At 40.1% G+C, this 18,732-nt stretch carries 17 protein-coding genes; 16 read left to right on the forward strand and 1 reads right to left on the reverse strand.

The window, feature by feature from the left end; all coding sequences use genetic code 11:
- Positions 1 to 207: 207 nt before the first annotated feature.
- From ABJD71_RS06240 to ABJD71_RS06310, 15 genes are all read left to right on the forward strand, one after another.
- On the forward strand, positions 208 to 1,164 hold the full coding sequence (locus tag ABJD71_RS06240) for a calcium/sodium antiporter (RefSeq protein ID WP_348166186.1): 957 nt from the start codon (positions 208 to 210) through the stop codon (positions 1,162 to 1,164).
- Positions 1,165 to 1,171: 7 nt separating this feature from the next.
- Complete coding sequence (locus ABJD71_RS06245) at positions 1,172 to 2,137, forward strand: KpsF/GutQ family sugar-phosphate isomerase (RefSeq protein ID WP_348166190.1); 966 nt, start codon at positions 1,172 to 1,174, stop codon at positions 2,135 to 2,137.
- Positions 2,138 to 2,139: 2 nt separating this feature from the next.
- On the forward strand, positions 2,140 to 2,691 hold the full coding sequence (gene kdsC / locus ABJD71_RS06250) for a 3-deoxy-manno-octulosonate-8-phosphatase KdsC (protein WP_348166193.1): 552 nt from the start codon (positions 2,140 to 2,142) through the stop codon (positions 2,689 to 2,691).
- Complete coding sequence (gene lptC, locus ABJD71_RS06255; RefSeq protein ID WP_348166196.1) at positions 2,688 to 3,254, forward strand: LPS export ABC transporter periplasmic protein LptC; 567 nt, start codon at positions 2,688 to 2,690, stop codon at positions 3,252 to 3,254. Before kdsC ends, lptC begins: the two co-directional genes overlap by 4 nt.
- Complete coding sequence (gene lptA / locus ABJD71_RS06260) at positions 3,217 to 3,765, forward strand: lipopolysaccharide transport periplasmic protein LptA (protein WP_348166199.1); 549 nt, start codon at positions 3,217 to 3,219, stop codon at positions 3,763 to 3,765. The genes lptC and lptA overlap by 38 nt, the downstream gene beginning before the upstream one ends.
- The gene (gene lptB, locus ABJD71_RS06265) at positions 3,765 to 4,490 is read left to right on the forward strand and encodes an LPS export ABC transporter ATP-binding protein (protein WP_348166202.1); all 726 of its coding nucleotides are present in this window, start codon (positions 3,765 to 3,767) and stop codon (positions 4,488 to 4,490) included. Before lptA ends, lptB begins: the two co-directional genes overlap by 1 nt.
- A 55-nt stretch (positions 4,491 to 4,545) precedes the next feature.
- Entirely contained in the window at positions 4,546 to 6,051 is a 1,506-nt protein-coding gene (locus tag ABJD71_RS06270; protein WP_348166205.1) for an RNA polymerase factor sigma-54, read from the forward strand.
- Positions 6,052 to 6,076: 25 nt separating this feature from the next.
- The gene (gene hpf / locus ABJD71_RS06275; protein WP_348166208.1) at positions 6,077 to 6,364 is read left to right on the forward strand and encodes a ribosome hibernation promoting factor; all 288 of its coding nucleotides are present in this window, start codon (positions 6,077 to 6,079) and stop codon (positions 6,362 to 6,364) included.
- 33 nt (positions 6,365 to 6,397) lie between these two features.
- Positions 6,398 to 6,841 (forward strand): PTS IIA-like nitrogen regulatory protein PtsN, encoded by a 444-nt coding sequence (ptsN, locus tag ABJD71_RS06280; RefSeq protein ID WP_348166211.1) that lies wholly within the window; start codon positions 6,398 to 6,400, stop codon positions 6,839 to 6,841.
- Positions 6,841 to 7,686: an RNase adapter RapZ gene (rapZ, locus tag ABJD71_RS06285; RefSeq protein ID WP_348166214.1), complete on the forward strand. Its 846-nt coding sequence runs from the start codon at positions 6,841 to 6,843 to the stop codon at positions 7,684 to 7,686. Before ptsN ends, rapZ begins: the two co-directional genes overlap by 1 nt.
- Before the next feature lie 17 nt (positions 7,687 to 7,703).
- Entirely contained in the window at positions 7,704 to 7,979 is a 276-nt protein-coding gene (locus ABJD71_RS06290) for an HPr family phosphocarrier protein (protein ID WP_348166217.1), read from the forward strand.
- Positions 7,980 to 8,065: 86 nt separating this feature from the next.
- On the forward strand, positions 8,066 to 8,287 hold the full coding sequence (locus tag ABJD71_RS06295; RefSeq protein WP_348166220.1) for a TIGR02450 family Trp-rich protein: 222 nt from the start codon (positions 8,066 to 8,068) through the stop codon (positions 8,285 to 8,287).
- 42 nt (positions 8,288 to 8,329) lie between these two features.
- Positions 8,330 to 8,788 carry a GNAT family N-acetyltransferase gene (locus tag ABJD71_RS06300; RefSeq protein WP_348166223.1) on the forward strand — a complete coding sequence of 153 codons (459 nt, stop codon included), beginning with the start codon at positions 8,330 to 8,332 and terminating at the stop codon, positions 8,786 to 8,788.
- A 311-nt stretch (positions 8,789 to 9,099) separates the two neighbouring features.
- Positions 9,100 to 10,455, forward strand: coding sequence for a magnesium transporter (gene mgtE, locus ABJD71_RS06305; RefSeq protein ID WP_348166556.1), 1,356 nt, complete (start codon positions 9,100 to 9,102; stop codon positions 10,453 to 10,455).
- 6 nt (positions 10,456 to 10,461) lie between these two features.
- Positions 10,462 to 11,322: a DMT family transporter gene (locus ABJD71_RS06310; protein ID WP_348166226.1), complete on the forward strand. Its 861-nt coding sequence runs from the start codon at positions 10,462 to 10,464 to the stop codon at positions 11,320 to 11,322.
- Positions 11,323 to 11,365: 43 nt separating this feature from the next.
- Here ABJD71_RS06310 and arcB read toward each other — a convergent pair whose 3' ends face one another.
- A complete protein-coding gene (gene arcB / locus ABJD71_RS06315; RefSeq protein ID WP_348166229.1) occupies positions 11,366 to 13,711 on the reverse strand; it encodes an aerobic respiration two-component sensor histidine kinase ArcB in 2,346 nt (781 codons plus the stop codon).
- A gap of 547 nt (positions 13,712 to 14,258) precedes the next feature.
- On the opposite strand from arcB, the gene gltB reads away from it, so the two are divergent.
- Positions 14,259 to 18,725: a glutamate synthase large subunit gene (gltB, locus tag ABJD71_RS06320; RefSeq protein ID WP_348166232.1), complete on the forward strand. Its 4,467-nt coding sequence runs from the start codon at positions 14,259 to 14,261 to the stop codon at positions 18,723 to 18,725.
- Positions 18,726 to 18,732 lie beyond the last annotated feature (7 nt).

Consider the following 18,732-nt stretch of genomic DNA (forward strand, 5'->3'; position numbering starts at 1 on the left):
AAATTATCTCAAAGATCACACATTTGAGTCTTAGAGTTTAGCCCTAATATTAATGATGAAACCTTGATTAACTCATTTACTAGACCAACATCCCGAAGGAAAAGTTGCAAAAATATTTGTGCTCAACTCCATATGCAAAGCAATTGCTTTTTGAGACAATTAATTATTATAGTGTTTGAATTGTATTATTAATAGAAGTGAGCTTGTGTGATTTTAGAAGCGGGTTATTTTTTGATTTGGTTAGTTGTTTTGAGTTGGGCTGCAGATAGATTTGTTTATGGTGCTTCGGCTCTAGCCAAAAATATTGGTGTATCGCCAATGATTATTGGTTTAACAATTGTTGCAATGGGCTCTTCAGCACCAGAGATAATGGTTGCTGCTACAGCTTCTTTTAATGGTGTGCCTGATACAGCAGTTGGTAACGCCCTTGGTTCCAATATTACGAACATAGCTTTAGTTCTTGGCTTAACAGCCCTGCTGAAGCCTTTATCAATTGCTTCAAGTACTCTAAGAAAAGAAATGCCAATTTTATTACTAGTTTGTGTAATGGCGGTTTATTTTCTATCTGATTTCGTGCTCACACATTTCGAAGGCATTATTCTGATAATCCTATTTTTTGTAACAATAGGCGGCCTCACTTGGATGTCATTAAACATGGACAAAGGTGACCCTTTGGAGCCTGAAACTGAAAATGAAATTCCATCAGATGTATCGACAGGAAAAGCCATTTTTTGGGTTGTAGTCGGCATGGTAATATTACCACTAAGTGCTCATTTTATGGTGGGCTCAGCTGAAATCATAGCTCGATACTTTGGCATGAGTGAATTGCTTATTGGCTTAACTATCATTGCCATTGGGACTAGCTTACCTGAATTAGCAGCCTGTATTGCGGGAGTGCTCAAAAATGAAGACGATCTAGCCTTAGGTAATATTATTGGCTCAAACATTTTTAATATTCTAGCTGTACTTGCTATGCCTGGTTTAATTTCTCCCGGAGCAATAGACAGTAACGCAGCCAGTAGAGATGGATACGTCATGCTCGGGTTAACAGTTTTACTGATAATATTTAGTTTTAATTTTAAAGGCTCTAGACGGGTTAACCGAGTGGAAGGTTTATGTTTACTTGGTTGTTTTGGCGCTTATCAATTTTTATTGTTTAGTTAAGTTACACATGACCAAGTTTAAAAAATCTGCATTACAAGTATTAGAAATTGAACGTCAAGCAATTGAGCAATTGACCCAATATATTGGTGATGACTTTACTAAAGCATGTGAACTAATTATTGCCTGCAAAGGAAAAGTAATCGTGTCGGGTATGGGCAAGTCTGGCCATATTGGTCATAAGATATCAGCAACCCTAGCCAGTACTGGGACCCCAGCCTTTTTTATGCACCCAGCTGAGGCCAACCATGGCGATCTGGGTATGCTGACTGAGCAAGACATACTGTTAACTATTTCTAACTCAGGAGAAACAGCAGAACTATTAGCTTTAGTCCCTGTAGTTAAACGTCTCGGTGTTACCATTATTGCTATGACAGCCAACGTGAATAGTACCTTAGGCAAATATGCCGACGTTAAACTCTGCGTTAAAGTTGAAAAAGAAGCCTGCTCTCTCGGGCTAGCACCAACATCAAGCACCACAGCAACTTTAGTAATGGGCGATGCTCTAGCTGTTGCTTTGTTAGATGCAAGAGGTTTTACATCTGAAGACTTTGCTATGTCTCACCCCGGAGGCTCCTTAGGTAAGCGACTATTACTTAAGCTCGGCGATGTTATGGTGAAAGAGTCAGCGTTACCTTTAGTATCGCCAAGGCAAACCTTGAGTTTAGTTTTATTAGAAATATCTAAAAAAGCCCTAGGCATGGCCGGTGTAGTCGATAATACTGGAAAATTACTCGGTATTTTCACTGATGGCGACCTCAGACGTGTATTAGACGATAGAATAGACGTACACCAAGTGCAGATAAAAGACATCATGACCCAAAATAGCATTACAGCATCATCAGACATGTTAGCAGCCCAAGTATTAAAATTAATGCAGCATCATAAAATTAATTCGCTATTTGTAACCGACTCAGATGGTAAGCCAGTGGGGGCCATTAATATGCAACTGTTACTTCAAGCAGGGATAATATAGTCATGCCAATTGATACCCCTTACGGACAAGTAGAAAGTCAATTTTTCGAGCAACTGTCTTCAATAAAATTACTCGCTTGTGATGTTGACGGAGTCTTCTCTGATGGTCGTATTTATATGGGGCAAAACGGTGAAGAATTAAAAGCCTTTCATACCCGCGATGGGTATGGTGTAAAAGCGCTCTTAAATGCAGGTATTCATGTTGTTGTGATTACCGGTCGTCGCTCAAAAATGGTTGAAACCAGAATGACTGCGTTAGGCGTTACACACATATTACAGGGCTGCGAAGAGAAACAATCGGCACTAGAAGTGTTACAAAAACAGTTATCAATCTCTGCTAATGAAACAGCCGCTATTGGAGATGATATGCCAGATTTGGGTATGTTCAATACTGCCAAACTCAAAATTTGTGTCAATGATGGCCACCCTTTCGTGTTAAGTACAGCGGATTATGTCACCCGAACTAAAGGTGGATTTGGAGCGGTGAGAGAAATTTGCGATTTAATCCTTTTAACAAAAGGACAACTCACTAATATCCATGGCGCTAGTGTATGAGTCGTTTGACTATATGTATTTTAGTGCTGTTTAGCTTAGCCTTGGGACTTGTCTTGCCTAGTTGGTTGAAAGAAGAGAAACAACAAAATTTACCCGAAACTGAAGAAGCATGGATCCCCAACTACCAAGCCCAAAAAATGCAAAGTACATTGTATGATAAGTTTGGTCATATTAATCACCAAGTCTATGCTGAAAAGATGGAAAACTATGACTTACTAGGCTTTACACTGTTTAAACAACCAAGCTATTTGTTATATGCTCAAACCTTACATTCTTGGCAAGTTGACGCAAAAGAAGGGACGCTATATGAGGATCAGAGACTGCAATTTGAAACCGATGTAAAAGTGACCAGTTTGAATAAAGATGGCTACGTACAAACTATTCGAACTAGTTTTATTGAAGTCAATTTAGCTGACAAGACCATGTATTCAGATCAAGCTGTAGAAATTGTTGGTCCAAATTATGTCATTAATAGTAATGGCTTTACCGCAAACCTAGAAACCCAAAGATACGAGTTACTTAACCATGTCAAAACCGTTTATCAACCTACTGCGTCTCGCTAGTATTTCAGCTGCATTGCTGTTTTCAGCCCAGAGTCTAGCAGGCAAGGATGACTTTAATCAAAAGATTGAGTTATCTTCTTTGTATCAGCAAGCTGACGGTATCGCTAAAAAAGCATTCCATGAGGGAAATGTTATCATCAAGCAAGGCACCTTAGAATTAAAAGCGGATGAGTTAGAAATAGATGCTAGCGCAGGTGATGGCAAAGAAATATTCATTGCCACAGGTAACCCTGCTCAATACTCGCAACAGCAAGAAGATGGCAGTATAGTCACAGCCAAAGCAAACAGAATTGAATATCAAAGAGAAACCAGAGCTTTAGCCTTGTCTGGCGGCGCCGAAATTGAACAAAATGCAAGTAGTGTCAAAGGTGAGTCTATCGTTTTCAATATGGAACTTGAACAAATTATTGCCCAAGGAGATAAGAAAGGTAGTGTCCCAGTAATCACAACCTTCCAGCCTGTCTCTAACGACAAAAATAAAATAAAAAAACAACAGGATAAACAACCTTAATGGCCCTATTAAAAGCTAGCCATTTAGCCAAGTCATATAAATCTCGTCAAGTTGTTCGAGATGTAAGCCTTGAAGTATCGACAGGACAAATAGTCGGATTGTTAGGGCCAAACGGAGCCGGAAAAACCACTACTTTTTATATGATTGTAGGCTTAGTACCTTTGGACAAAGGTGATATATACATAGATCAACAAGAATTAACTTTGCAACCCATGCATGTTCGAGCTAGACAAGGCATTGGTTACCTTCCTCAAGAAGCCTCAATCTTCAGGAAGTTGAGTGTATATCAAAATTTAATGGCGATACTACAAACTCGCAAAGAATTATCGAAAGAACAGAGAGAGCAACAGGCAGATGCCCTGCTAGACGAATTTAATATTAATCACATTCGTAACAGTTTAGGTATGAGCTTATCTGGTGGTGAAAGGCGACGAGTTGAAATAGCTCGCGCATTAGCAGCGGATCCAGACTTTATACTACTTGATGAGCCCTTTGCAGGGGTTGATCCTATATCAGTTAACGATATTAAAGTCATAATTCAACATTTACGAGATCGTGGTTTAGGTGTTTTAATAACAGACCACAATGTACGAGAAACCCTAGATGTATGTGAGAAAGCTTACATTGTTAGTCACGGAGAATTAATTGCGTCGGGCACGGCGGAAGAAGTTTTAAGTGATCAACGTGTAAGAGATGTATACCTAGGTGAGCAATTCAGGCTATAGTTAACACATAAATTAACGCGGCTGATAAACACATTACATTAAATATAAGAAGTGAATGAAACCCTCTTTACAGTTAAAATTTAGCCAACAGCTCACAATGACACCTCAGTTACAGCAAGCCATTAAGCTGCTGCAACTGTCTACGTTGGATTTACAAACAGAAATTCAAGAAGCTCTTGATTCTAATCCTTTACTTGAAGTCGATGAGCAACTGGATAATAGTAGTGGTGAAAAAGCCCTTGAAACCAATCACTCAGCAGACAGCGCCGAGAAATCCAGTGAGCAACAAGATGTAAGCGTTGACAGCGTAGAATCTGGAGATGCTCTACAGAATAATGACATTCCTGAAGATTTACCCCTAGACAGTACCTGGGACGAATATCTAAGCGCCTCTTCTGCACCTGCACCCTCTTCATCTTCTTCTTCAAGTTCTGGCTCTATCGGCGATGATGATCAAATCTTCCAAGGAGAAACCACAGACAATATTCAAGATCACTTACTGTGGCAAATGCGCTTAACTCACTTTAGTGATACAGATGTAGCCATTGCCATGGCAATAATAGACTCCATTGACGAAGCAGGCTACCTAACCATCAGCACTGATGAAGTACTCGCGAGTATGGATGATGAAGAAATTGAATTAGACGAAGTGGAAGTAGTACTTAAGCGTATTCAGATGTTTGATCCTATTGGATCCGGTGCCCGAAGTGCACAAGAGTGTCTACTTATTCAGCTCAAACAATTTGCACCAGATACACCTTGGTTAGAAGAGGCTAAAATGTTAATCGCCGATTATTGTGATCTAATTGGCAGTAAAGATTATCGGACCTTAATGCGTAAAACCCGTATGAAAGAAGACGAATTACGTGAAGCTATGCGTTTGTTACAAACCCTGAATCCAAGACCAGGTACCGCTATAGTAACAGGTGAATCTGAATATGTTATTCCAGACGTATCCGTAGCAAAAAAGAATGGTCGCTGGACCGTAGAGCTCAATCCAGACAGTTTGCCAAAGCTCAATGTCAATCAGCAATATGCCGCCATGAGTAAAAGTGTAAAAAGCTCATCTGACAGCCAATTTATACGTTCTCACCTACAAGAAGCTAAATGGTTCATTAAAAGCGTTGAAAGCCGTAACGACACTTTACTCAAGGTATCTAATTGTATCGTCCAACAACAAATGGGATTTTTTGAACACGGACCTGAAATGATGAAGCCTATGGTATTAAATGATGTTGCCGAAATGGTCGACATGCATGAGTCAACCATTTCACGAGTGACAACGCAAAAATATATGCACACACCACGTGGTATCTTTGAGCTCAAATACTTCTTCTCAAGTCACGTTGCCACAGAAGCAGGTGGAGAATGTTCCTCTACTGCGATAAGAGCATTAATTAAAAAGTTAGTGGCAGCAGAAATGCCCAGTAAACCATTAAGCGATAGCAAGATTGCTCAATTGTTGGCCGACCAAGGCATTATGGTGGCACGGCGAACAATCGCAAAATACCGGGAGTCATTAATGATACCCCCGTCAAATCAACGTAAGAGCCTACTATAGGCAAATTAAAGAAGGAAAAGGCGATATGCAAATTAACCTTACCGGTCATCATGTAGATATTACAGATTCTTTGAAGAACTACGTCGACACCAAATTTGCTAAACTGGAACGACATTTTGATCACATTAATAATGTACACGTGATTTTAAATGTTGAAAAACTCAATCAAAAAGCGGAAGCCACATTACATCTAAGTGGTACCGAAGTTTTTGCCACATCAGAACATACAGATATGTATGCGGCAATAGATGGATTAATAGATAAACTCGATCGACAGGTGTTAAAGTTCAAGGAAAAGCAACAACACCACTAAGCTGAAATTCGTGATAACAATTAGAATGCACTAATGGAAATTAAAGATATCCTTCACCCTGACTGCACGTCATGTGCAGTTAATGGCGCAAGTAAAAAAAGAATTCTGGAACGTATCAGTGATATTGCTACTCAGCATATATTAGAAATTGACCAAGCCACCATTTTATCTAGCTTAATGAGCAGAGAAAAAATGGGCAGCACTGGTATTGGCAATGGAATTGCTTTACCACATGGCCGTCTTGAAAATCTCGAAGAAGTCATTGCCATAGTGGTCACTAGTAAAACCCCCATAGATTTCGAAGCAATAGATAACGCACCTGTTGATGTATTTTTTGCGATTTTTGTGCCAGCCGATAAAGCATCTGAACACCTTGGAACACTGTCAACGATAGCGGCAAAGCTGACAGATAAAGAAACGTTAAAAAAGATGCGTGATGCCACTTCAGATGAAGAACTATTCGAGGCTATAGTGTAATGAAACTTATCATCATCAGTGGTCGCTCAGGCTCAGGTAAATCAGTAGTTTTGCGCTCTTTGGAAGACCTAGGCTACTACTGTGTAGATAACATTCCTGTTAATCTGCTCCCAACCTTAATTCATACTGTAGTTGATGAGTATGATCAAGTCGCTGTAAGCATTGATGTACGAAACTTGCCTAAAAACCCCAACGAATTAGTAGAAATACTCAACTACTTACCCCCATCATGGAATATGACTATTCTTTATTTAGATGCCAGTGATGACATTCTAATAAAGCGCTTTAGTGAAACTAGGCGTCTGCACCCACTTTCAAAACAAAATAAATCATTATCAGCCGCCATTCAGGCTGAAAGCCAACTTCTTGCCCCCATAGCAGAACGAGCCGACTTATATTTAGATACAGACCAGCTTTCTATACATCAACTGGCAGAACTCGTAAGAGAAAGAATATTAGGTAAGAAAAGCTCTAGATTAGTATTGGTATTTGAATCTTTTGGGTTTAAATATGGTACTCCAAAAGACGCTGATTATATGTTCGATGGGCGCTTTCTACCCAACCCTCATTGGGAACCAGACCTTAAACACCTCACCGGTTTGGATGGCCCGGTACAAATATTTTTGGGTTCACAGCCTATCGTGACTAAATTTATTTGGCAAATTCAAAACCTGATATCCACTTGGCTACCTCATTTAGAACGTAACAACCGCAGTTACGTTACGATTGCCATTGGATGCACTGGCGGCCAGCATCGCTCCGTTTATGTAGCAGAAATGCTTGCCAAAACCTTTACTGACTCTCACCCAGACGTACAGATACGACATCGTGAGCTCAATCGTTAAGTTGGAGATAACCAGCTATGCCTACATTTGAAAAAACACTACTTATAGTCAATAAGTTAGGGTTACATGCCAGGGCCGCCACGCAATTGGTGCAGCTTACCAATAAATTTGATGCTGAAATCACCTTACATTTAGGAGACAAAATAGCCTCAGCCAACAGCGTATTGGGCCTTATGATGCTCGAAGGAAACCAAGGTAAAGAAATTAGATTTATTAGTGAAGGTAAAGACGCTAAAACAGCACTCGATGCCGTTGAAGTATTAGTGGCAACACGTTTCAATGAAGATGAGTAAAGCACAACTTCGTCCTTTAGTGCGTACCGCACGCAAGTGCTCACTGAGCGACAAACTATATCTGAATTAGAGATTGGAAAGAAAATTTGAATTCAAATAGCCTTAACCCTAAAAAACTCCTCAATACTAAGTGGACCGCTACTAAACCTATTAATAAAGAAAAGCACTTTCTTATTACAGAGGTAGAGTTTGATGAAGATGGCATTCTAGTGCATTGTCTAATCGAGGCAATTATCTCGAAACGCTCTGAACCTATAGATTGGACACAACTGAAAAATCACGATACTTGGTTACAAGGCTGGAAATAACAATTCGAACCTCTAACAAATTAATCTAATCACTGGGTGACTATGTATTTAACCCAAGCTTCTAATGAAAACGTTATTGAACTAATGTCCTGGTTCAACAATAAAGATGAGCTAGAAACATGGGCTGGCCCAAATTTTAATTACCCATTTAGTTTGGCTACATTTAAGCGTGACTTAAATATTAATGTGTCAAAATCCTTTGCGCTGCTCTCCATTAATGGAGACTTTTTAGGATTTGGGCAATATTATCTAAAATTTGAAAAATGCCATCTAGCAAGGCTAGTAGTTAACCCGAGGTTTCGAGGTAAGGGTATTGCAACTCACTTAATCACGCAATTGCTCACCATAGGTAAACCAGACTTAAACACGGATTCTTGCTCGTTATTTGTATTCGCACACAATATCAAAGCTATTAAGACTTATAGTAAACTTGGTTTTTCAGAAGCCGAGTATCCAGAACAAATTACCATAGAAAACTGTTTGTACATGGTACAGGCGTGATTTCTCCTGTAATTACCTACATCCTCTGAATCTCAACTCTCCCCTTGTAAGCTAATTATGCCCCAATTTGCCTTGCAGATAACTGGATAGAGTGACTGGACCATATAATCAGGATCTAAATATGATTAAAAAGATCATAGCTTACTTTGGAAAAACGGATTAAACAGCGATAACTAACAGTCATCAAATTGACTTAAAAAGAACGTAAATTTCTACTGACCAAAACCCGAGCATCCATTAAACTAACTATCGGCACCTGATCTTATGTCAGCGTCTTTTAACCTTCTACATTGGATACTCACAAATCAACTATGCCAGATACCTTTGAATCTAAAAGCGTTCGTAGCCAAAGACATGCCATCAATGAAGCATTACAAGAAGGGCAAAATGATTTAGCTACAGAATTATTACAGCGTTTACAACCTTGTGATATTGCTTTGTTATTGGAATCAAGCCCAAGCCGAAATCGCTTAGACATTTGGCAACTCATCTCCCCAGATTTACATAGTGATGTATTGGAAGAGTTAGCCGAAGATGTTCGTAATGGCATTATAGATACCATGCAACCAGACATGGCATCTGACTTGTTAGAGGAAATGGATACAGATGACCTTGCTGATACTTTGCGAGGACTTCCAGAATCGGTATCTCAAGATATTTTAGCAGCCATGGACGAACAAGATAGACAAAGAGCTGAGCTAGCCCTTTCTTATGGTGAAGACACTGCTGGCTTTATCATGAATACAGATACCATCACCTTAAGACCTAAAATAAATGTTGATGTAGTGCTTAGGTATTTGCGTTTAAAGGGGGATATTCCTGAACACACAGATACGCTTTATGTGGTAAATCGCGAAGATAAATTAATGGGCGGCGTGGCCATAACCACACTAATTACTGCCGCTCCAGATACGCCAGTAGAGGATTTAATAAAAGATTCTGAAGCCATACCTGTGGACATGGATGATGGCGAAGTCGCTAACCTTTTTGAACGTTATGATTGGCTATCAGCGCCTGTTGTAGATAAAAACAATCAACTGGTAGGTCGAATTACCATAGATGATGTAGTTGACATAATTCGTGAAGACGCTGAACATTCTATGATGAGCATGGCGGGTTTAGACGATGAAGAAGATACCTTTGCCCCTGTAATAAAAAGTACCCAACGTCGTTCTATTTGGCTGGGCGTGAATTTATTCACTGCATTAATGGCTGCGGCAGTGAGTGATATGTTTGAGGCCACCTTAAGCCAGTTAGCTGTTTTAGCCATTCTAAATACGATTGTTCCCAGTATGGGTGGTGTAGCTGGCAATCAGACGTTAACACTCGTCATTAGGGGTATGGCACTGGGTCATGTTAGCTCTGCTAATGCACGGTGGTTGATTAGTAAAGAGTTAGCCATTGGCTTTTTTAATGGCATTATTTGGGCGGTACTAATAGCGTCAGTCATTGCAATTTGGAAGCAAGACTTCATGTTAGGGGCTGTCATAGCCTTTGCTATGATGATCAATATGATCGCAGCTGGACTAGCCGGCGTTACCTTACCCATGATCATGAAAAAATTAAAAATAGATCCTGCCCTAGCGGGTAGCGTGATTCTAACAACCATAACCGATGTGGTAGGTATATTTGCTTTTTTAGGAACCGCTACATGGTTATTAATGTAGGTATAAATGAGCACTACAAAAACAATACCACTTACACTAATCGCATTATTCGCGTTTGCTGCAAACTCAGTATTTTGCCGCCTTGCTCTTAATTCAGAGCAAGTTCCACCTTTAGATTTTACAGTAATTCGTTTAATTTCAGCGGCCTTTGTTTTAGCAGTAATTGTTATTTTGCAGAATAAAATAAAGCTTACACAAATAACGAACTACGGCAGTTACATTGGTGCAGTATATTTGTTCATTTATGCTGCCGGGTTTTCCTACGCATATGTATCCCTTGGTACCGCTACAGGAGCCTTAGTCTTATTTGCCTGTGTACAATTTACTATGCTATTTATGGCGTGGCTAAATGGGAGCCGAATGGGTCTGCAAGAATACATAGGGGTATTATTATCTGTTGCTGGCTTTGTATATTTCGTCATGCCTGAATTAGAAAAGCCAAGTCTAGTTGGCTGTATTTTGATGGCTATAGCTGGAATTGCATGGGGCTTATATAGCAGAGTTGGTTCAAAATCTACCCAACCACTTTACGATACAGCGAGTAATTTTTTAAGATTAATACCTATAAGCATACTGGGCTTAGCATTTGTAATACTAAACTCAGAGCTATCTATTACAACCATGGGGTGGGTGTATACAATTGCGTCCGGAGCCCTAGCTTCAGGTGTAGGGTATGCAATTTGGTATTTAGTATTGCCTAACTTGGCACCGAGTATTGCGGCAGTGTGTCAACTATCGGTACCCATCTGGGCAGCAGCAGGTGGTCTTTTACTTGTTAACGAACCACTAGACATGCACATGCTAGTATCAGCAACAGTAATTCTTGGTGGAATTTTATTAGTGATACTAGCAAAGGCTAACAGGTAAAAACCATCAACCCACATATTACTGTGAGTTTGCAGCGTTATCATCAGTCATCTATATCTTGTTTACTTAGCCAACTCTCTAACTTCTGCATATCTTGGTTAGCAGCTTGGCTAAGTTGTTCCACCCAATCATGAACATTTTGCCACCATGCTGGATGGTCACCTTGTTGAATTTCATTCGCTATTTTTTGTACTCTTGCTAAGCCCACAGAACCAGCAGCACCTTTTATTTTATGTGCCTGGGAACATACTTCATCTTTTTCATCAGCGCTTAAACTAAGCTGCAGTATTTCCATATATTCGGGCATGTTTTCTTGAAAGACTTTAACACTAGTTCGAACCATTTCATGACCTATGGTATCCACTAGCATTTGTAATAACTCTAAATCTAAAAATGTATTTAGTTCGTCTTTTTTGGGCTCTTCTTTAGGCTGATGTGGCTCTATAGGTTGCTCGCAAAAGAGACTATTAAAGACCTCAATAATGCGGCTCTTTTTAACTGGCTTTGCAATAACATCATCCATACCATTTTCTAGGTATTCTTGACGCGTCTTAATCACATTTGCTGTTAAGGCAACTATACTGGTTTGTTCCACCAAAGACTCTTCGTGAAGTACATTGGCGACTTCAAAGCCATTCATATCAGGCAACTGTATGTCGAGTAAAATTAGGTCATACTCTTTATCTCTGGCCTTATCAATAGCTTCAGCACCCGTCATAGCCACATCAACATATTGTCCTAATTTTTCTAATAATGCTTTAGCCACCATGACATTCAATTCGATGTCTTCTACCAGAAGAATCTGCAGCCCAGTAACTTTCAAAGATTCAACTTGAATAGGTTTCTTACTAATAGCCAAAGGCAGCTCCACAGTAAAACATGTCCCTTTACCGCTTTCACTGCTTACACTAATTTTACCATTCATTAGTGACACCATTTCTTGGCAAATCGCTAACCCAATACCTGTTCCGGTAGCACTTTGATGCTCTGGTAAATCAACTTGATAATACATAGCAAAAATTTTATCTAACTCTTGCTGAGGTATACCCACACCTGTATCACGAACATGGAAAGTCACCTTACTAGTCTCAGCATCAATTGGCTCTGCTTTTACCTCTAATGAGACTGTACCTTTCTGTGTAAATTTAACGGCATTGAAGAGCAAATTCCATAATATTTGTCGTAAACGAGTACCATCTACCTCAACTAACGCTGGTAATGGGTCGTAAACTTTAGCCACAAAAGTGAGCTCTTTATCATCAGCTAGTAACTCAATAATACTGCCAAGTTCAGAAGTAAAATCATTCAATGAAACAGTTTTTAAAGATAACTCTAATCTATCTCGGTCTAAGCGATCTAAATCAATAATATCGTTAAAAATATTACCCAAGGTAATACCACTAGCATAAATAGTACTTACCCATGCAAATTGCTCACTTGTGAGATTAGTGTCTCTGAGCATTCGGCTTAAACCAACTATACCATTCAAAGGGGTACGTAACTCATGGCTGATGGTGGCGATAAAAGCGGTTTTATCTTTACTGGCTTTGGCCACTACGTTCTCTGCTTTCTTACGCTCGGTAATATCACGACCAAAAGCTAAAAGACCTAAACGAACGTTGCCTTCACCGTAAAATGGCACCTTACGCATTTCAAAGTAGCCACGACGTCCATCAGCAAAACGTAACCATAACTCCTCAGTTATACTTTGGTTGCTCTCTAGTACTTTATGATCACTTGCTACAACTTGCCTGGCTAACTCTTCGTCGTAAACCTCGTGAGGCGTCAAACCGATGAGCTCTTGTTCGGTTTTGCCTGTCATCTGCTCGGCGACACGGTTACACCCAGCAAAACGTCCCTCTTCGTTACGGTAATAAACTAAATCTGGTGAAGCATCAATTATAGAACGTAACAAAGTGGACAACCGCAAAGCTTGCTGTTCTTTATCTGATTTATCTTCAATTTCTCGTTCTAATTCACTGAATACACTTTCACGCTCTAATTGCGCTTGCTTACGTTGTTCAATTTCATGGTTTAGCTGCTTAATATTATTCTGTAAGGTGCGATTGAGTATTTCATCATCTTTACGTAAACGCTCTAGTTCTTCCACTGCACCAGCCAAACTAGCCCTAGATTGCTCCAGCTTTTTTACTAATTGGAAAAAGTACCAAAGTACCCAAGGGGCACTCAATAATGTTAATAAAGTAGCACTGATAAAGTCTTCAGTATGGACAGGATTCCCAATCCACATCCTGATGTAATAAGAACCTGCAAAATTGAAAAGCAATGTGAAAATTACAAATATAGTCGCGGCTTTTATCGCTCCAAAACGTCTAATTAGTTGTGCAAATCGTATTGCCCAAGGTTCAACGAAAGTGGGTTCTGGCATATTTTGAAGTCTCAAATTAGAAATGATGTTTTATATATTCCCAACATGCTAGCAAGAATGTTAAAAGGATCATAATTACGTACTCATTAAAAATCTAAAAACGACAACAAAATTGATTAGAAATTCATTTTTTTTTAATAAATACCCAAAAATTTAAGAATATATAACTAGCTAATTTCTTCAAAGGCCGCCATTAGGCAACAAAAACCACCAAAAACGAACATTTTTTTATAGCATATAACTAAGCTAAAAAAACATACTATCCACTTGTTTTATATATATAAAACAGAATTTAACACCTGAAATTAACAAAAATAGTAAATTCCCGAATAGATGATAATTGATTTATAAAATGATCCTCGGTATTTTGTACCTCCTGCTTAAGATAAATATTCGATACTCGACTGGTATCCCCAATAACAAATACAGCATAAAGTAAGCACTAGAAGTAAGAGGAAGTTTCAAATCCTGCTCGTGCTTTGCATTTATAATTGGCAGTAAAAATATACAAATTTCTGCCCAGTCGAAGATTGAAGGAGTGAACATTATGAGTTTATATCATCCGAATGATTCGAAAGATAATTGTGGATTTGGCCTAATTGCCCACACTCAAGGTGAGCCTAGTCATAGATTAGTCAGTACTGCGATTGAAGGGCTTGACCGTATGCAACATCGAGGCGGTATCGCTGCCGATGGCATAACCGGTGATGGTTGTGGTCTTTTAATGCAAAAGCCAGACGCTTTTTTCCAACAAGTAGCTGCTGATAACGGTTGGCATTTAAGCCATAAATACGGCGTTGGGGTAATTTTCTTAAATCAAGACACAGCATTAGCCGAAGCTGCCCGTGCCGTTTTAACAGAAGAGCTAGAAAAAGAAACCTTGAGTATTGTTGGGTGGCGTGTAGTCCCAACTGACGAAACAATATTAGGTGATTTAGCTGCATCTTGTGTACCACAGATTGAACAAGTATTTGTTAACGGTCCTCCAGGGTGGCGCTCTCAAGACTTAGAACGCCGATTATTCATGGCTCGCCGCCGCACTGAAAAGCGCTTAGCCGAAGATGAAGAGTTTTATATTGCTAGCCTATCGAGCTTAGTTACCGTTTACAAAGGCTTAGTAATGGCCGGTGACCTACCTAAGTTTTATTTAGACTTAGCTGACGAGAATATGAAGTCTGCTATATGCGTATTTCATCAACGTTTTTCAACTAATACACTACCTCGTTGGCCATTGGCGCAACCTTTTAGATTTTTAGCTCACAATGGTGAGATCAATACTATACGAGGTAACAGAGACTGGGCTAAAGCTAGAACTGGTAAATTTAAAACACCTTTGCTTCCAGACCTTGCAGACGCAGCACCATTTGTAAATGAAGTAGGATCAGACTCTTCGTCATTAGACAATATGTTAGAGTTATTTTTAGCTGGCGGCATGGACTTGTTTCGCGCGATGCGCCTACTTGTTCCACCAGCATATCAAAATAACAAAACTATGGATGAGGACCTTAAAGCGTTTTACGAATTTAACTCGATGCATATGGAACCATGGGATGGACCAGCCGGTATTGTACTCACCAATGGTCGTCATGCAGCTTGTAACCTAGACCGAAATGGTTTGCGCCCTGCCCGTTATGTTATTACTAAAGATGGACTAATAACCCTTGCCTCAGAAGTAGGAATTTGGGATTACGAACCATCTGAAGTCGTTGAAAAAGGTCGTGTTGCTCCTGGTGAAATGTTAGCAATAGACACTGAATCAGGTAGAATTTGGCGCTCTAACGAAATCGATGATGATTTGAAAAATCGTCATCCTTATAAAGAATGGCTAGATCATAGCATTCGCCGTCTTACCCCAATAGAAGAGTGCGAGACGCCAGAAATTGGCAAGCGAATGTTTGACGATGAAATGATGAACACCTACTACAAGCAATTTAATATTAGCTTCGAAGAGATGGATCAGGTCATTAAAGTGCTAGCAAAAGATGGTCAAGAAGCAACAGGCTCTATGGGTGATGACACTCCAATGGCGGTGTTATCAGGTAAAAGTCGCACTATTTATGATTATTTCCGTCAACAATTTGCCCAAGTAACCAATCCACCTATCGACCCACTACGTGAAAATCATGTTATGTCGTTAGCTACCTGTATTGGCCGTGAAAAATCAGTATTTACAGAGACTTCGGGCTACGCAGATCGCGTATTATTCGACTCCCCTGTTATGGTTTACACAGATTTAAAACAACTTCGAGAGTACGATTCAGAGCACTATTACACAGAATTTGTAGAACTAAATTACAATCCAGATGAAGGCCTCAAAAAAGCCATCAGCAGAGTATGTGATGAAGTTGAACACATTGTGAAACACAAGCGTGCAGCATTTGTTATTTTGTCAGACCGCGCGATTAAAGCAAACCGTATTCCTATCCCAGCCGCAATGGCCGTGGGAGCGGTACAAAAACGCTTGGTTGACAAAGGCCTGCGCTGTGACGCAAATATCGTTGTTGAGACAGCAACAGTGCGTGACCCACATCATTACGCTGTGTTATTGGGTTTAGGGGCAACGGCTATTTATCCGTTCCTTGCTTATGAAACTATTGAGCAAATGTGTGATAACGACCAACTAGACATCACGCCAATGCAGGCCATCATTAATTACCGTAAAGGTATTAATAAAGGCTTATATAAAATTATGTCTAAAATGGGAATTTCAACTATTGCCAGTTACCGTTGCTCCAAGTTATTTGAAGCTATAGGTATTAATGACGCAGTAATGGAAACCTGCTTTAAAGGTGTACCTAGTCGCCTTCAAGGCGCTGGATTTGAAGACTTTGAACAAGATCAAATTAACCTAAATCGCCTAGCTTGGCTTAAACGTAAACCCCTTTCCCATGGCGGTTTGTTAAAGTACGTGCATGGTGGTGAGTATCACTCATATAACCCTGATGTAGTTACCACCTTACAAAAAGCGGTAGTCAGTGGTAACTATGACGATTATCAGAAGTATAGTGAACTAGTTAATGAGCGCCCTATCGCTTGTTTACGTGACCTTTTAGCATTAACTCCTGCGACTGAAGCCATTTCAATAGATGAAGTGGAATCAGCTGAAAACTTATATCCACGCTTTGATACTGCGGCCATGTCAATCGGAGCACTCAGCCCCGAAGCCCATGAAGCCCTAGCAATCGCCATGAACCGTTTAGGAGGTAATTCTAACTCTGGTGAGGGTGGTGAAGATCCAAAACGTTTTGGTAATGAGCGTAATTCAAATATTAAGCAAATTGCATCTGGTCGTTTTGGTGTTACCCCTCATTATCTGGTGAACGCAAAAGTGCTACAAATTAAAGTAGCTCAAGGCGCAAAACCTGGAGAAGGTGGTCAATTACCAGGTGACAAAGTGAATCAATACATAGCTGAATTACGTCACTCAGTACCAGGTGTCACATTGATATCGCCACCGCCTCATCATGATATTTATTCTATCGAAGATTTGGCTCAGCTGATTTTTGACTTGAAGCAGGTCAATCCAACCGCTCTTATTTCTGTGAAATTAGTATCAGAACCAGGAGTTGGCACCATTGCATGTGGCGTAGCAAAAGCCTATGCCGATTTAATTACTATTTCAGGCTACGACGGCGGAACAGGTGCTAGCCCATTAACGTCAGTTAAGTATGCTGGCAGCCCTTGGGAATTAGGCTTGGCCGAAACCCAGCAAGCATTAGTTAGTAACGGTCTGCGCCATAAAGTGCGAGTGCAAACTGATGGCGGTCTAAAAACTGGCTTAGATATTATTAAAGGGGCAATATTAGGAGCTGAAAGCTTCGGATTCGGAACAGGCCCTATGGTTGCTTTAGGTTGTAAATATCTACGTATTTGTCACTTGAACAACTGCGCGACAGGTGTCGCAACTCAAGACGAAAACCTCCGTGATAACTACTTTATTGGTTTACCAGAAATGGTAATGAACTACTTTAAGTTTGTAGCTCAAGAAGTACGTGAAATCATGGCATCTATGGGCGTACGTAAGCTAGACGACCTTATTGGACGCACCGACCTTCTAGAAATGTTAGATGGTGTCACAGCTAAACAGAGTAAGTTAGATTTAAGCCCTATTTTGACTAAACCAGAAGCAGGCGATCACACTAAGTTATTTTGTAATCAAGCGACTAACGACCCAATTGACAAAGGGGATCTAAACCAACAACTGTTAAATGATGTACGTCAAGCAGTTGAAAGTAAAAAAGGTGGTACCTTTAATTACGATATTCGTAACACAGACCGCTCAGTAGGCGCAATCTTGTCAGGATTAATAGCTCAACATCATGGCAATAGAGGAATGGATGAGCATCCAATACAACTTAACTTTACTGGTACTGCTGGTCAAAGCTTTGGAGTGTGGAATGCTGGCGGCCTAGTGATGAAAATTGCTGGTGATGCAAATGACTATGTCGGCAAAGGCATGGCTGGCGGTAAGCTAATCATTCACCCACCCACAAACTCTACCTTTAAGTCTAACGAAAGTGTGATTGCAGGTAATACATGTTTGTACGGTGCAACAGGCGGTAAATTATATGCCGCAGGTTTAGCAGGTGAACGTTTTGCAGTGCGTAACTCAGGAGCCATAGCGGTTGTTGAGGGTATTGGCGATAATGGCTGTGAATACATGACAGGCGGAATAGTCGCCGTACTTGGCCGTACAGGTGTTAACTTTGGCGCGGGTATGACAGGCGGCTTTGCTTACATACTGGATGAACAAGACGACATTGAGCAACGTGTAAATGGTGAACTAGTTGAGATGCTATCTATTGTTGATAAAGCCATCCTAACTGAGCATTTACGCGGTTTAATTAACAAGCATTATGAAGCGACGGGCAGTCAACATGCCCATAATATCTTAAGTAATTTTGCAAGTTATTTACCTAAATTCAGACTGGTTAAACCGAAAACCAGTGATGTTAAGAACTTACTTGGACACATAAGTCGGTCAACTGCCGAACTTCGTGTTCAAGTGCAATAAGGGGTAT

It is taken from the genome of Paraglaciecola sp. (genome assembly GCF_039943935.1).
Classification (GTDB): Bacteria; Pseudomonadota; Gammaproteobacteria; order Enterobacterales; family Alteromonadaceae; genus Paraglaciecola.